This is a genomic window from Sphingobacterium sp. UBA3519 (assembly GCF_002377215.1).
Lineage (GTDB): Bacteria > Bacteroidota > Bacteroidia > Sphingobacteriales > Sphingobacteriaceae > Sphingobacterium > Sphingobacterium multivorum.
Map to the genome: position 1 here is coordinate 208,289 of NZ_DFPI01000026.1, position 13,980 is coordinate 222,268.

The 13,980-nt window shown below is 42.2% G+C and carries 15 protein-coding genes and 1 riboswitch; of the genes, 6 read left to right on the forward strand and 9 right to left on the reverse strand.

All coding sequences use genetic code 11. The features are described 5' to 3' along the window. Positions 1 to 6 precede the first annotated feature (6 nt). The 8 genes from B3297_RS18025 to B3297_RS18060 all read right to left on the reverse strand — a co-directional run bounded on the left by B3297_RS18025 (position 7) and on the right by B3297_RS18060 (position 5,398). Positions 7 to 777, reverse strand: coding sequence for a hypothetical protein (locus B3297_RS18025; RefSeq protein ID WP_286779213.1), 771 nt, complete (start codon positions 775 to 777; stop codon positions 7 to 9). Between the two features lie 53 nt (positions 778 to 830). Beyond that, positions 831 to 1,298 carry an SRPBCC family protein gene (locus tag B3297_RS18030; protein ID WP_070570553.1) on the reverse strand — a complete coding sequence of 156 codons (468 nt, stop codon included), beginning with the start codon at positions 1,296 to 1,298 and terminating at the stop codon, positions 831 to 833. A gap of 171 nt (positions 1,299 to 1,469) precedes the next feature. Then, positions 1,470 to 2,108, reverse strand: coding sequence for a hypothetical protein (locus tag B3297_RS18035; RefSeq protein ID WP_286779214.1), 639 nt, complete (start codon positions 2,106 to 2,108; stop codon positions 1,470 to 1,472). Between the two features lie 202 nt (positions 2,109 to 2,310). After that, complete coding sequence (locus B3297_RS18040) at positions 2,311 to 2,721, reverse strand: GNAT family N-acetyltransferase (RefSeq protein WP_286779215.1); 411 nt, start codon at positions 2,719 to 2,721, stop codon at positions 2,311 to 2,313. Between the two features lie 43 nt (positions 2,722 to 2,764). Further along, on the reverse strand, positions 2,765 to 3,166 hold the full coding sequence (locus tag B3297_RS18045) for a GNAT family N-acetyltransferase (protein ID WP_286779216.1): 402 nt from the start codon (positions 3,164 to 3,166) through the stop codon (positions 2,765 to 2,767). A 76-nt stretch (positions 3,167 to 3,242) separates the two neighbouring features. Further along, positions 3,243 to 3,671 carry a DinB family protein gene (locus B3297_RS18050; RefSeq protein ID WP_286779217.1) on the reverse strand — a complete coding sequence of 143 codons (429 nt, stop codon included), beginning with the start codon at positions 3,669 to 3,671 and terminating at the stop codon, positions 3,243 to 3,245. 39 nt (positions 3,672 to 3,710) lie between these two features. Then, a complete protein-coding gene (locus B3297_RS18055; protein ID WP_286779218.1) occupies positions 3,711 to 4,367 on the reverse strand; it encodes a GrpB family protein in 657 nt (218 codons plus the stop codon). 140 nt (positions 4,368 to 4,507) lie between these two features. Continuing rightward, a complete protein-coding gene (locus B3297_RS18060; RefSeq protein WP_286726792.1) occupies positions 4,508 to 5,398 on the reverse strand; it encodes a DMT family transporter in 891 nt (296 codons plus the stop codon). Between the two features lie 111 nt (positions 5,399 to 5,509). Between B3297_RS18060 and B3297_RS18065 the strand changes: the two genes are divergently transcribed. Further along, positions 5,510 to 6,922 carry a PLP-dependent aminotransferase family protein gene (locus B3297_RS18065; protein WP_112376245.1) on the forward strand — a complete coding sequence of 471 codons (1,413 nt, stop codon included), beginning with the start codon at positions 5,510 to 5,512 and terminating at the stop codon, positions 6,920 to 6,922. A gap of 66 nt (positions 6,923 to 6,988) precedes the next feature. Here the strand turns inward: B3297_RS18065 and B3297_RS18070 are convergent, their stop codons facing one another. Then, the gene (locus tag B3297_RS18070) at positions 6,989 to 9,631 is read right to left on the reverse strand and encodes an alpha-L-rhamnosidase (protein ID WP_286779219.1); all 2,643 of its coding nucleotides are present in this window, start codon (positions 9,629 to 9,631) and stop codon (positions 6,989 to 6,991) included. A 159-nt stretch (positions 9,632 to 9,790) separates the two neighbouring features. Further along, positions 9,791 to 9,886: riboswitch (TPP riboswitch) on the forward strand. A gap of 60 nt (positions 9,887 to 9,946) precedes the next feature. Here B3297_RS18070 and thiS point away from each other — a divergent pair. From thiS to B3297_RS18095, 5 genes are read left to right on the forward strand one after another with little or no spacing between them, the layout of a single operon-like run. Further along, complete coding sequence (thiS, locus tag B3297_RS18075; protein WP_112376243.1) at positions 9,947 to 10,153, forward strand: sulfur carrier protein ThiS; 207 nt, start codon at positions 9,947 to 9,949, stop codon at positions 10,151 to 10,153. Between the two features lie 46 nt (positions 10,154 to 10,199). Next, the gene (gene thiC / locus B3297_RS18080; RefSeq protein ID WP_070570535.1) at positions 10,200 to 12,014 is read left to right on the forward strand and encodes a phosphomethylpyrimidine synthase ThiC; all 1,815 of its coding nucleotides are present in this window, start codon (positions 10,200 to 10,202) and stop codon (positions 12,012 to 12,014) included. Beyond that, positions 12,011 to 12,628, forward strand: coding sequence for a thiamine phosphate synthase (locus B3297_RS18085; protein ID WP_286779220.1), 618 nt, complete (start codon positions 12,011 to 12,013; stop codon positions 12,626 to 12,628). The genes thiC and B3297_RS18085 overlap by 4 nt, the downstream gene beginning before the upstream one ends. After that, positions 12,574 to 13,206 (forward strand): thiamine phosphate synthase, encoded by a 633-nt coding sequence (gene thiE / locus B3297_RS18090; RefSeq protein ID WP_286779221.1) that lies wholly within the window; start codon positions 12,574 to 12,576, stop codon positions 13,204 to 13,206. Before B3297_RS18085 ends, thiE begins: the two co-directional genes overlap by 55 nt. Then, entirely contained in the window at positions 13,203 to 13,973 is a 771-nt protein-coding gene (locus tag B3297_RS18095) for a thiazole synthase (protein WP_070570529.1), read from the forward strand. Before thiE ends, B3297_RS18095 begins: the two co-directional genes overlap by 4 nt. Positions 13,974 to 13,980 lie beyond the last annotated feature (7 nt).

A 13,980-nucleotide genomic window follows, 5' to 3' on the forward strand; every position in this document is an offset into this window, starting at 1 on the left:
CAAGGACTAGAAAGGCTGTCGCTTACGATATTGAATAAAGTACACAATTACATTTAGCAAAACAATAATGGCTGCCATTATAGCCGCTGCATATACAGTGCTATTAATTAATTTATTAGCAGCTGCAATGGCTATTAAAGCCCATACGGCGACAAGTCCAAATACCGGCAAATGACGTTGCCAGATCATCAATAAGTGAAGAATTAATGCAATTGAAAACATGATAATAGCCCACATGGTAGCTGATAATCCAAAACCTCCCCAGCCTATCTTCGTCAGATAGGCTGCAATATTGGCAATCAAAGCGACAGAAATCCACCCTGCATAAAGTTGAAAAGGGATCTTAAGAAATATACGCTTGCTGCGTGCAGCATGAAACGCAATAGTTTGTGTATAGTAAATTATCTTTAATAGCGACACAAAAAGTAAGACCATCAATAAAATAGTTAAAAAGGTATAGTCATACAACCAGGTAATGACCCATAAACTATTTGCTAGACAAGAAATCAAGAACCACCATCCGACTTTTAAAACTACTTTATCTTTTTCATTTGTCTGTCTGACAAAAGGACCAAAATAAATTACAAATCCAAACAACCCCAAATAAATGAGACCCCATATGGAAAAGGCATATCCCGCAGGTGTAAATAGATTTTGATATTTAGCAGAAATTGTTGCCATGGTCTCCCCATTAAAAATCCCCGTATTGGATAGGTAATTAATGATCACAGTGATGACCAAAGCAACTCCATTGCTTATTTGATAAAATTTCTTCATTGTAGACTACTTCTTTCTTTTCGGTCACGTGAACTGCAATAGATTCGTTACCACTAATTCTGAGTTTGATTAAATAATTTTTCTAAAACCTGATGACGGTAATCGAAGATTCGCTCCAACTTCCTTTTAACAAAAATTCCATGCGCAATTGTGCCTAGAATCCCCAAAGGCAATTCATAGTCAACCCTGTCTTTCATGAGTACCCCATTTTCGTTTGGAATAAATTCATGAAAATGATTCCAATAGGCATAAGGTCCCTTTAGTTGGAAATCAGTAAAACTTTTATTCTTTTCCACCTGCGTTATTTTGGTCTTCCACTTCAGCGGAAACCGAAGAATCGGAGATACCAAATAATCGATGATCATTCCTTCAAAAATTTCTTGTTGATCACAGTCTGAGGTGACTACAAAACCCATATCTTTTGGAGTAATTTCTGAAAGATTCATGGGTGACGAAAAAAATGCCCATGCGGTATCCATATCGCAGGTCAATTGCTGTTCTCTATATAATTTGTACCTCATCTGATTTGAGCTAACTTTATTGCTTGCCAATATAACAATATTAATGCAATTTAGTTTATTACACCATAAAACGCCTTTACGAGGTACTGAATCGGTGTTATAAAGAATATTTTTACACAAATACATTATTTAAATTGAAGCTAGCTTTTAAAGCATACTTTTTATCAATGGCTATTTAGCAGCAATATCCTTTTCCAATGCTTTTACGAGCGCCTTTGTATAACTTTTAGAAAAATCTGCTAAGCTGGAAGGGTTGATCGTTTCAGACTGTACACTCCAAAGCAGTTGTTCGGAGCTAACATCATATAGATTGCTTTCCAGATAGTACATTTTATCCGTCGTGTAATAACCAGGATCGTATGCAATTGGGTACCAATGGGAGTAATAGCTCCAAAAATTACCATACCAACCAAATCTCGGATAAGGCATATAAGGCCCATTTCCCGGTACATATCGGGTCTCGCTGGCTTTGTCGATCAGGGTAACAGTGAAAATGGCATCTGCATTCAAACTGTGTACTGCTTTCATCACTAAATCTTTGTTTTGACTTTCATCTTTGGTAAACGTCCGTTTAAAAACGTCGCTGCTTTTAATAGCCTTGTAGCCATGCATGGAAGCTTCTTCTGCCAAATTGGATTCAATGACCTCCTTTGCTTTAGCGTGGTTTGTCATTGCAATAATGAATATTGTTTGATATTGTTTGGGAGTAAGGTCTCTATTTTTATAGATATCTGTTATCCTTGTTGAAGTGCTACAAGCCAACAACAATAAGCTTGAGACAATTGCGATTAAAAATGACTTCGATTTCATATGTTTTAAAAATTAGTGTCGTTTAAATTGTTGAAGAGCGTCTTTTCCGAGGGATGGTAAAATTACACCAGTAAATAGAATTATAATGGACAGTTTAATAGCACATCCTATCTAACCTTTTGTTAAACAACACTTTTACAACAACATTTGTTTTCACAATTATTGATCGTAAATGAAATACTTTAATTTTTAATTGATATTATCAGAAAATCATCTTGACCATTTCAATCTGGTTGATTGTGTTGACCAGGCCTTGTCTTTGTAGAAATAGTTGCAAGTTTTTGGCTTTTTCATCAACGTTAGTAATTTGTACCTTTGCGCTGGACACAAACACTTTCAGCTCGGATAAAAGCTGTGTTGCAATACCTTTCCGCCTATGCTGCTGTGCTACCGCAATTTGGTAGATCCGTCTATTGGACGAATTGAACAAGATATATCCCACCAAATCGGAGCCAATAAATGCCCCCAACCCTTTAAGCTGAATTAATTCACTACGCTCACTTCTATTTTGCCAGCTGGGTTCAACATCCCAAAAAGACTGCAAAATATCCCAAGAAAAGTCATGGATAGACTGTATACGGATAGGCTGTGTTCTGCCAGATAAAGCACCCATCTTTACATGAAGTTCTCCTCCAAAGCACAGTAATCTACGGCCTTTAACAAAACCATTTTTTTATATATATCCGAATAGCACGTCGATTACTTTCTATCACTTCCAATAGTAATTTTTTCACGCGATACTCTCTGAAGGATGGCTGCATAAATCTGTACATTTCACCGACTAATCCGCTGTTCCGATAGGCGGGCAAAACACCTGTACCAGCATTGTAGATCACTTTACTACCCTCAATTTCTCGCATGCCATGCATAATAAAAGCTACCAGTTGTATTCCGTCAAAAACACCAACTGACAAGTCCATTAAAATATCCTCGCCTCTGATCTTCGACTCCAATTGCAATGCGTCTAACTGAAATGGTACAATATAGTCGGCAAAAGCTCCATTAATTGCCTTTAATAAGTCAGCACTATCTCCCGCTTTCAATTTCCGTATCTCCATCCCTTATTTTTTATGGACTATTAAATTTACTGATGCCTGAACAAAGAGCTCTCATGCTATCCTTTCCTAAATTTTTTTATTCGGACAAAATCTGATTTCTGTGATGCTTCAAATGCACCACATAGTCAAGCATTAAAAATTCGAGGCTATGGTCATTACAAGTCCTTTGAATCAATTTGTTCGCAATTACCTGCTTAAACAAAAACAACAATTGTTCGTTTACCGATCGCCATAGATTGCATAATTTCTCGGTCTCAGCATGTTGGTAACCTGCAGATGCACAATAGGCTACCTGATCATAGTATACTTTTGGATTTTCTTCAAATTGAGCTCTTATAAACCGTTGGTAATTAACAAAAGCGCTATCGACTAGATGACCCAGAATCTCTTTTTTGCTCCATTTATCTGGTTCTAATTTGCGATTAAAATCGTCATCATTTATTTCCAAAATTTGCGAAGAAAACTTCTGAATAATATGCTCAAATTCTTCCAATAATGTATTCATACCTAAATTTAGCTAGTATAACCTTAATTTCTTACCAATTTAATCCGATCCATCCACGCTGCTTTGTCCAAGGTTCTCATTGTAATACCATTCTATTGTTCCGCAACCTTTATTGTACCACTCCACAGCTTTTGCTTCATGCTCTTTCAAAAATTCATCTTTCGCATCATTATAATCGTTACCATCTTTCCATTGCTGCAGTACCAATTTTTCTTTGAGTGCCTGATAGCGATCTCTTACATTGTCGTGCGCACGCAGGTAATCGCGAAAGGCTATATGGCGCAACCAGTGTTTTGATTGCAAGGGTATGCTATGGATATGTGCTACTCGTAACGAATGGTCATGCAATCGTGCTGGAATTTCATCGCCAGGTGCGATTTGCTCTGGTAATCCTAATACTTCAGGACGATCAATCAGGGCGATAAAAAAACGTCTGTAAGGCATATCCTCATTGTATTTTTCATAATATACATAGCAATTGTCCCGCAACTGGAGCGGAATACGATCAAGATCGTTTTCTTCCTCTAAACCGATCAATATATCAATGATTGGTTTGGCAGACAATCCCTCAACGGCCGTACTGCCTATGTGATCAACCCTCGACCTTATTGGTTTCAACAACGTAAAAAGTTCATGTTGAATACTGTCAAAATTCGCTTTCCATATCGGATTATAAGGTTCAAACGGTAAAATCATACGCTGTTTTCTTTGCCAATACAAGATAAATACACATCATTCGATCAAATACGCCTCGAATGACACCCTAAAAGTTAAAGTTAATAAATTTATCGTTTTACGAGAGAGGCTATAATCCAGTTCTCTTTTTTCTAATGCATTTATCGGGCAAATCTCTTCGTTCCAACGACACAAAGAATAACAGCAACTGTTACGGCCAGCATGCCAACACCGACTTGTTCATGAAGAAGCCCGGCGGCTAAAGCCAGACCGAAAAAAGGCTGGAGTAACTGTAATTGTCCGATGGTCGCCGTGCCACCTTGGGCGAGTCCTTTATACCAAAAAACAAAGCCAATAAACATACTGAACATCGACACATAGGCTAAACTGGCCCAGGCCCCGATAGGCACAGTGTCAAAAGACGATGGAAGGTAGACAAAGGTAAGTGGCAACATCAACGGCAGCGACAAAACCAAGGCCCAGGAAATGACCTGCCAGCCCCCTAGCGTCTTGGTCAATTTTGCACCTTCAGCATAGCCCAAACCACAGAGAATGACCGATAAAATCATTAAAACGTCGCCTAAAGGTGAGGCTGTTAGTCCTTGTGCCAGCGCATAGCCGATCACCAGTAGACTCCCTAGAGCAGAGAACAGCCAAAAGATTGGCTTCGGACGCTCGCCACCGCGTATAATACCAAATACGGCTGTCGATACGGGCAAAATACCGATAAAAACGATGGAATGCGCGGACGTGATGTGCTGCAGAGCCAAAGCGCTCAGTAAGGGAAATCCAACGACACATCCTATTGCCACGATGCATAGCGACCCCAATTGCTTTCTTTCTGGACGTTTTTCCTTAAAAACCATCAATGTTATCAGTGCCAATATGCCTGCAATGGAAGCCCTTGCTAAGGTAACAAATACAGGGTCAAAAGCTAAAACCGCCATGCGTGTTGCCGGCAACGAACCACTAAATAATACCACACCAATAAAACCATTTAACCAACCGCTTGTTGTATTTTCCTGTAATTTACTTATACTTAATTGCGCCATGTATCAATCTTTTACACAAAGTTCGTCCATTACAAGAATTAAGCACAGTCACAGTTTTTGATAATTCAATGGACACAGTTACCTTTAAAGACGAACACTAATCCTAATTTGATGAAAAAAGATTATTTGTATAATGAAATAGCAGACAATATTGCCAATAAGATTAAATCAGGCGTCTTAAAAGCTGGCGAAAAACTACCTTCGGTGAGGAAGCTAAGCGCTGAACACGGTATCAGTATAAATACCGCAAAAAGGGCATTTCTAGCGTTGGAAGAACGTTCTCTTATACAGTCCAAGCCCCAATCCGGCTACTTTGTTAGTCCTCCAAACTATTTGCAACTTCCGTTGGCGGCAGCCAGTCAACCTATTCCAATCGCCAACAACAGAGAACCGGATCAATTGATGAATAAGGTGTATTCAACCATGGGACGTCGCGACTTAACCTTATTTTCAATCGGTGTTCCTTCCGGAAGTCTCCTACCTACCGCAAAATTAAAAAAAGAAATCGTCCTCGCTACACGGGAGCTCAGCGATGGTGGCACAGCATATGAACCCTTGCAAGGCAATATAAAATTACGTCGTATGGTGGCCGTACGTTCATTGGCCTGGGGTGGAAATCTAAATGAAGATGATGTCGTTACCACCAACGGCTGTATGAATGCTTTAGTTTTGTGTCTGATGGCCTTAACCAAACCTGGAGATACACTGGCTCTGGAAAGCCCCTGCTATCCGGGTATCCTCCAACTTGCCGTCAGTCTAGGGCTTAAGGTGCTGGAAATAGCTACGGACCCCATCATAGGAATAGACATTGAAGCCCTCAAAAATCTGTTGCCCCAAATTAAAGTCTGTTTACTGGTCCCCAATTTTAACACCCCTTTGGGTTATTGCATGCCGGATGAGCATAAGCGGGAAATTGTGGCATTGCTGTCAAAACACCAAATTCCGCTAATCGAAGATGACACCTACAGCGACCTCCATTTTGGCACGCAACGCCCCAAATGTTGCAAATCTTTTGACCGGGATGGCAATGTCCTCTGGTGTGGATCCGTTTCAAAGACGTTGGCTCCAGGCTTCCGTGTCGGATGGGTTGCTCCTGGAAAATACAAAGAACAGATTATCAAACTAAAACTGATCCATTCCCTGTCATCTACGGCGATCATCAATGAGGCGGTTGGAAATTTTCTATTAACCGGAAAGTATGAAAACCACCTGCGTAAACTTCGTAGATCATTAACGGAAAACTACCAGCGCTACGCTGCTATCATTTCGGCCCATTTTCCGGAAGGCACTAAAATTAGCCGTCCACAGGGTGGACTTGCCCTATGGGTCGAGTTTCCAAAACACATCGATACAGGCAAGCTATATAACTATGCGCTTAAACTACAGATCAGCATTTCACCGGGGCGGATTTTCACCTTACAGGATCAATTTCACCATTGCATGCGTCTCTGTATTGGTTTACCCTGGAGCAATGAACTCGCTTTAAAATTAAAACAGCTCGGTAAACTTACAAAAGCACTCTAATACATAACATGATAAGAGCATAATACCAACGGTCGGGGCAATAAAACAACAGATCGGAGCCTATGATTACTTGAGTTCCAGCTCCAGCCTATGTTTACCAGCCTCCAATTGGACGGCATCGCTACTGCTAATGCTAACATTATCCGGCGGATAAAATGTCGCCGTGGCATTTGCGGGTATTTGGATATCATAAACAATCTTTTTATCCTTTAACTTCCATTCGGAAACAATTTTACCGTAGGGTGAATCATAAGAAATAGAAGATTCTTTCAGTTCCTGGGGGAAGATGGGTTTTAAGAGCACATGTTTAAATCCAGGTTGTTTAGGATCTGGCAGAATTCCGCCGATAGATTTAAAAAACCAACCACCGATTTCGCCAAACATCATGTGGTTGTCTGAAATATCACGGGTTGCTTTTAAATCCCAGTTCTCCAACAATGTTGTTGCGCCATTTACAATCCACCATCCCCAAGACGGATAAGTATCTTGTACCGCAACCTTATAGGCTGTCGTTGCATAACCGTTATCTTTTAACGCATTCAATAATGCTTTTGCACCCAATACTCCTACATCTAAGTGAAAGTTGGCCTCTTCCACTTTCTTATTCAGGTTGGCTGCAACCCGGGCTTTCATTTCGTCAGGTACCACACCCCAATAGAGTGGAACACTCAGTTCAGTCTGTGTTCCATTGCTATAAATACCCTTGGAAGCATCTAAAAATTTAGCGTTGATGGCCGTCTTAATTTTTCTGCTCAGCAGTTCATATTTTTGTTGATCTGCTGTGTATCCAAACAATTTAGCCGTAGCAGCCAAGATGGTCGCATCCACATAAAAATAAACCGAGGAGGTCAACTCCAGATTCGACTGTGACTTCACTGGCACCCAGTCTCCACGCCCAAAAGTTGTCAACCCAGATGGGCTGATTCCGTCGACATAATCCACATAGCGTTTGATATTAAGATAGCATTCTTCTAATGCACGTGGGTCTCCATAAAACTGATAGATCTGCCAGGGAATAATGGCAATGGTACTTGTCCAATCCAAACCATTCGCTGTACCATAACCCCATCCCCCAGTTGGAATAATATCGGGTAAGACACCGTTCTCCTGTTGCTCATCACGATGATCCGCCATCCATTTTTCATAAACTGTTATCCCGTCAAAATTGTACAAAGCTGTTTCAATCGCAAGGTGCCCATCCCCTGTCCAACCGTTCTTTTCGCGCTGCGGACAGTCTGTCGGATAGCCCATCAAATTGGACAAGTAGGCATTGTTGGTCGCTTCCCATAGTTTGTTGACCAACGCTGATGACGTCTTGAGCTGTCCAATGGCGGGCACATCACTATGCATAAAATAAGCGGTCACAGCCGAACTATCCAATGCAATTGCCGCACTACTACTAATTTCGACGTAACGAAATCCTTTGTAACCGAACTTTGCCATAAACTCATCATTACGACCGCTTAAGGTAAGAATGTCCGTTTGAAAGGGCTCCTTTTCCTTATCGCCCCGATAATAAACATCAATATTGGACAGGTCAAGACGCCCATCTGCCGACAATCGTTCACCGTGCTTGATACGTAGCATAGTCCCTGCAGCTCCTTTGACTTTAACTTTTGTAATCCCAGCCATATTTTGGCCCATATCGAAAACATAAGTACGTTGGTCTATCTTTGTCACTGATTTGGGCTTATAGGACTTCACGAGCCGAATCGGTACCATCTGTTGGGAAACGATATGTGCAGATGGCGCATTTCTATACTGAACAGCCTGCCAAGTTGAATCATCATATTTAGGTTTGTCCCAGTTGGGTATTTCCAGTCTTGCATCATAATGCTCACCAGTGTAAATATTATTATAAGTAATTGGTCCCGAAGCTGTTTTCCACTGCTTATCTGAAACAATAGTTTCTACTGTACCATCTGTATAGACGATTTTCAGCTCTAAACAGAATGTTGGTCGGGCCCGCCACGGTGCTTTATCAAAGTTCCAAACCGCCAGTGGTTGGTGATTATACCAGCCATTCCCCAAAACAACGCCAATAGCGTTCTCTCCTTGTTGGAGCTGCTGGGTTACGTCCGTCACGACATATAATGTACGCCGGTCGAATCGAGTATACATTGGATCCAGGCGATGGTCTCCTACGCGTTGACCATTCATGGAAAGTTCATATAGCCCTGCTGTGGCAATATACGCGCGTGCAGACTTTATCGGCTTATTTATCTTAAATTCTGTCCTAAAATAAGGCGTTTCTCGCGCATGAATATCCTTATTGTCGCTAATCCATTTTCCCTTCCAAAGGTCCATTCCCATCATTCCAGTTTCGAACGATGCTATTTTAGAACTTGTTGATATACCATCCTTATCCCATACTTTAACCTTCCAGAAATACGTGGTCTGTGGCTTTAACTGTGCGCCGTTATAGGTCACTAACATGGACGAGCTGAGCTGTTTGCCACTATCCCAGCTATTTTTCGTCTCCTTCAGTAGTGCCAGCGAATCTTGCCCTAAAAGGATCTGATAAGCCTGTTGTACCGCACCATTACGTTGGTCCTCAAGTCGCCAGCTAAGTCTCGGCTGGGTTGCATCGATACCCAATGGATTGACCAGATGTTCGCATGTCAACTGTACCGCGATGCAGTTGCTTTTAGGTTGGGCATAAGTGCTGTTCGTTATACACAACAGTATTGTCAATAAAATCCTACGCATGAAAAGATACTATTCTTGGTGATTGTTAAATTGTTTTAGCTGATTTAAAAATCTAATATATCAAATATTTTCCACATGGTGACCTGTACTTTCCTGCACGATATACCTCAGGCAGCAAAATAAATTCTTGCAACTTTCATAAAAATAACCTTATATTAGTCGCAACTTTAGGGGTGTCTGCTCATGCAGGCTGAGATTTTACCCTTAGAACCTGATCCGGATCATACTGGCGTAGGGAAAAGTGAGCTGTCTACAAGGTGCATTGCTGCGCCTTTGTGTAGCCATTCCTAAAGTTTTACCAAAAAAAATTAAGGAATGGAACTTACAATAAACCATCAAATTCGATTTTTCGATCCCGCACTTACTTCACTAGAAGGCTTGTTACTTTTGGAATTATCTGGCAAAACCCAGGGCGTGGCTGTAGCCATCAACAACCAAGTCATCCCCAAAAAGGACTGGGGTACGACAACACTTAAACCTTATGATCAGATTATCTTAATCACTGCATCTCAAGGCGGCTAGCCTTTCAAAAAAAATCAACCGAGTAATTCACCACAATACAGAAAAAATGACAGCTGAAACAATTACGCAATCCCCCTTTCCAAATGCAAAGAAAATTTTTGTAGCCGGAAAACTATTTCCTATTCAAGTCGCTATGCGTCAAATCTCCTTGAGCCCAACCAAATTAACGAATGGACAGATCGAAATTAATCCGCCGGTAACAATCTATGATACTTCTGGGCCTTATACAGATGACACTATCCATATCGATATCCGCAAAGGACTCCCTCGCCTTCGCGAGCAGTGGATCTTGGATCGTCAGGATGTCATACAGTTGGCTGGCATCAGCTCTGAATATGGACAAAAACGACTTTCTGATCCAACGTTGGACGAACTCCGATTTGCCTATAGCCACAAACCGAAAGTAGCCTCTGCCGGCAAGAATGTCACCCAATTACATTATGCAAAGCAAGGCATCATTACCCCGGAAATGGAGTATGTTGCTATCCGGGAAAACCAACGTATTGAGCAGTTGGAAGCTAGTACCCCTGGGATGGATCATCAGCATCGGGGGCAAAACTTTGGTGCGAGAACACATGATAAAGCTATTACACCAGAATTTGTCCGTGAAGAAATCGCCGCCGGAAGAGCGATCATACCCAATAATATTAATCACCCTGAAAGTGAACCCATGATTATCGGACGCAACTTTCTTGTTAAAATCAATGCCAATATTGGCAATAGCGCCGTAAGTTCAAGCATAGAGGAAGAAGTTGAGAAAGCGGTATGGGCCTGTCGTTGGGGGGCTGATACCATCATGGATCTATCCACTGGCAAAAATATTCACGAAACCCGCGAATGGATTATCCGTAACTCGCCAGTCCCAATCGGTACAGTACCGATCTATCAGGCGCTCGAAAAAGTAAAGGGGGTGGCCGAGGATCTTACCTGGGAAATATTCAAAGATACCTTGATTGAACAGGCCGAACAGGGTGTTTCGTACTTTACCATACACGCCGGCGTATTGCTTCGTTATATCCATCTCACGGCATCCCGAGTTACTGGAATTGTCTCCAGAGGCGGCTCTATCATGGCCAAATGGTGTCTTTTTCATCACAAAGAAAATTTTCTCTATACCCATTTTGAGGAAATATGCGAAATTATGAAACAATATGATGTGGCTTTTTCACTTGGCGACGGTCTTCGCCCCGGAGCTATTGCAGATGCAAACGATGCAGCTCAATTTGCGGAGCTCGAAACCCTGGGCGAACTCACCAAAATCGCCTGGAAACATGATGTTCAGGTGATGATCGAAGGGCCAGGACATGTTCCTATGCAATTGATCAAAGAGAATATGGACAAGCAATTGGCCTGTTGTGACGAAGCGCCATTTTATACCTTAGGTCCCTTAACAACAGATATTGCTCCAGGCTATGACCATATCACATCCGCCATTGGAGCGGCTATGATCGGTTGGTATGGCTGTGCAATGCTTTGCTATGTTACCCCCAAAGAACACCTGGGTCTACCAAATAAAAAAGATGTCAAAGATGGTGTAATCACCTATAAACTAGCTGCCCATGCGGCCGATTTAGCCAAAGGACACCCTGGTGCACAATATCGTGATAACGCCTTGAGTAAAGCCAGATTCGAATTCAGATGGGAAGATCAATTCAACCTTTCCCTTGATCCAGATACCGCACGGGAATATCATGACGAAACATTGCCGGCAGATGCGGCTAAAGTTGCGCACTTCTGCTCCATGTGCGGTCCCAAATTTTGCTCGATGAAAATAACGCAGGAAATCAGGGATAGTGCCGCCCAGGGGATGCTGGAAAAATCACAGGAATTCATCGCACAAGGAAAAGAGATCTATTCATGATTATTGCATTGACAGCAGCAGAAACAATCCGTTCTGAACAGGCGATTATAGCAGCGTTGTTTAAAGAAGGTCTTGATATTCTGCATTTGCGTAAGTATCATTTTACAGACTTACAAATGTCGCGATATATAGAAACTATAGCTCCTATATACCGCGACAGATTGGTTCTACACTCACATGCGCATCTATCGGCTGAGCTTGGGATTGCACGAATCCACCTGAACGATAAAAGTAGACTGCATGAATCTGCAAATCAACTGGGGCCTACAACAATCTGTTCAACATCTGTGCATGATATTGATCAATTCAATAGCCTTGATGAACGTTGGGCCTATGCTTTTTTCAGTCCATTATTTCCGAGCATCTCAAAAGTGGGGTATGGAACGCATAATGCAAGACTAGGTCAACTACCGTCACGCGCCAACTTTGCTGTTCGTCTCATCGGTCTTGGAGGGATAAACCAAAACAACTGTCTTATTCCGATGCAGCAAGGTGCAGATGGAATTGCCTTATATGGCACTTTATGGAAACATCGGGATCCTATTCAAAATTTTATTGCATGCAAACAAAAACTATGGAAAGACTCCAATATATCTCACAAGGTAAAACTATAAGGGAACAAAAAAACAACATGCTGAAAGCGCTGGACGCTGGGGCCAAATGGATACAGATCCGATGGAAGGAAGCCGAGGAAAAAGATCTTTATGCGCTCGCCGAAGAGATCAGGCAGGCTTGTTCCGAATTTGGTGCCAGCTGTATCATCAATGACCATCCTTCGCTTGCAGCAGCTGTAGACGCTGATGGGGTGCACTTGGGACTGGACGACTGCAGTGTAGCAGCTGCCCGGCACCTATTGGGTGCAGGAAAAATAATCGGCGGTACAGCCAATAGCTTTGCCAATGTAAAGCAAAGAATAAGTGAACATTGTGACTATATCGGGCTCGGGCCATTCAACTATACCACGACAAAACAAAAACTAAGTCCCCTACTGGGGATTGCAGGATATGAAAACATCATCCAACAAGTCCACCGAGAAGGCCTAACCCCTATTCCAATATTCGCAATTGGCGGTATAAGCCAACTTGAAGATATCCAACATCTATTAGAAATTGGCGTCTACGGTGTAGCACTCTCGGGAATCGTAACCAAGACTCCAAACATTGTTTCATCCATCAATAAAATTTTACTATGAGCAACCTACATATAGCCGATCGCGTATTTGAATCCAGATTATTTCTCGGTACGGGCAAATTCGGTTATCTCACGGAAATGAGCGCTGCCATTGTGGCTTCGGCTTCCCAATTGGTCACCGTCGCCCTCAAACGAATCGACCAGACCGGCTCAGACGACAGCCTCATCAGCGCGCTCGATCTGGCGGCAATCCATTTGCTTCCCAATACTTCGGGAGCACGAACAGCTGAAGAAGCAGTACTTGCGGCTCAACTTGCTCGCGAAGCACTGGAAACAAACTGGGTGAAATTGGAAATTCATCCCGACCCACGTTATCTGCTGCCCGATCCTATTGAAACCTTACGCGCAACCGAATCACTTGCTAAATTGGGTTTCGTCGTCATGCCCTATATTCACGCAGACCCGGTACTTTGTAAACGTTTAGAAAATGCAGGCACAGCTGTCGTTATGCCTTTAGGTGCCCCTATTGGAAGCAATAAAGGGCTGCGTACCTTGGACTTTCTCGAAATTATTATTGAGGAAAGTAATGTCCCAGTGGTCGTAGACGCTGGAATCGGAGCGCCTTCCGATGCCGCTAAAGCCATGGAAATCGGAGCTGATGCGGTGCTTGTCAATACGGCAATTGCAGTCTCTAATAATCCGATACGTATGGCCGAAGCTTTCAGAGAGGCCGTTATCGCTGGACGGAAAGCTTATGAGGCCGGATTGGGAAAGATAGGCTCCCACGCAATCGCTTCGAGCCCCCTAACTTCATTTTTATTTGACTGATAATTCA

Coding starts and splice junctions, on each gene's coding strand:
- B3297_RS18045 (WP_286779216.1), bottom strand. CDS start 3,166: ATGGAGATACGGAAATTGAAAGCGGGAGATAGTGCTGACTTATTAAAG.
- B3297_RS18035 (WP_286779214.1), bottom strand. CDS start 2,108: ATGAAATCGAAGTCATTTTTAATCGCAATTGTCTCAAGCTTATTGTTG.
- B3297_RS18055 (WP_286779218.1), bottom strand. CDS start 4,367: ATGATTTTACCGTTTGAACCTTATAATCCGATATGGAAAGCGAATTTT.
- thiC (WP_070570535.1), top strand. CDS start 10,200: ATGACAGCTGAAACAATTACGCAATCCCCCTTTCCAAATGCAAAGAAA.
- thiS (WP_112376243.1), top strand. CDS start 9,947: ATGGAACTTACAATAAACCATCAAATTCGATTTTTCGATCCCGCACTT.
- B3297_RS18030 (WP_070570553.1), bottom strand. CDS start 1,298: ATGAGGTACAAATTATATAGAGAACAGCAATTGACCTGCGATATGGAT.
- B3297_RS18070 (WP_286779219.1), bottom strand. CDS start 9,631: ATGCGTAGGATTTTATTGACAATACTGTTGTGTATAACGAACAGCACT.
- B3297_RS18060 (WP_286726792.1), bottom strand. CDS start 5,398: ATGGCGCAATTAAGTATAAGTAAATTACAGGAAAATACAACAAGCGGT.
- B3297_RS18025 (WP_286779213.1), bottom strand. CDS start 777: ATGAAGAAATTTTATCAAATAAGCAATGGAGTTGCTTTGGTCATCACT.
- B3297_RS18050 (WP_286779217.1), bottom strand. CDS start 3,671: ATGAATACATTATTGGAAGAATTTGAGCATATTATTCAGAAGTTTTCT.
- B3297_RS18040 (WP_286779215.1), bottom strand. CDS start 2,721: ATGGGTGCTTTATCTGGCAGAACACAGCCTATCCGTATACAGTCTATC.
- thiE (WP_286779221.1), top strand. CDS start 12,574: ATGCAAACAAAAACTATGGAAAGACTCCAATATATCTCACAAGGTAAA.
- B3297_RS18065 (WP_112376245.1), top strand. CDS start 5,510: ATGAAAAAAGATTATTTGTATAATGAAATAGCAGACAATATTGCCAAT.
- B3297_RS18095 (WP_070570529.1), top strand. CDS start 13,203: ATGAGCAACCTACATATAGCCGATCGCGTATTTGAATCCAGATTATTT.
- B3297_RS18085 (WP_286779220.1), top strand. CDS start 12,011: ATGATTATTGCATTGACAGCAGCAGAAACAATCCGTTCTGAACAGGCG.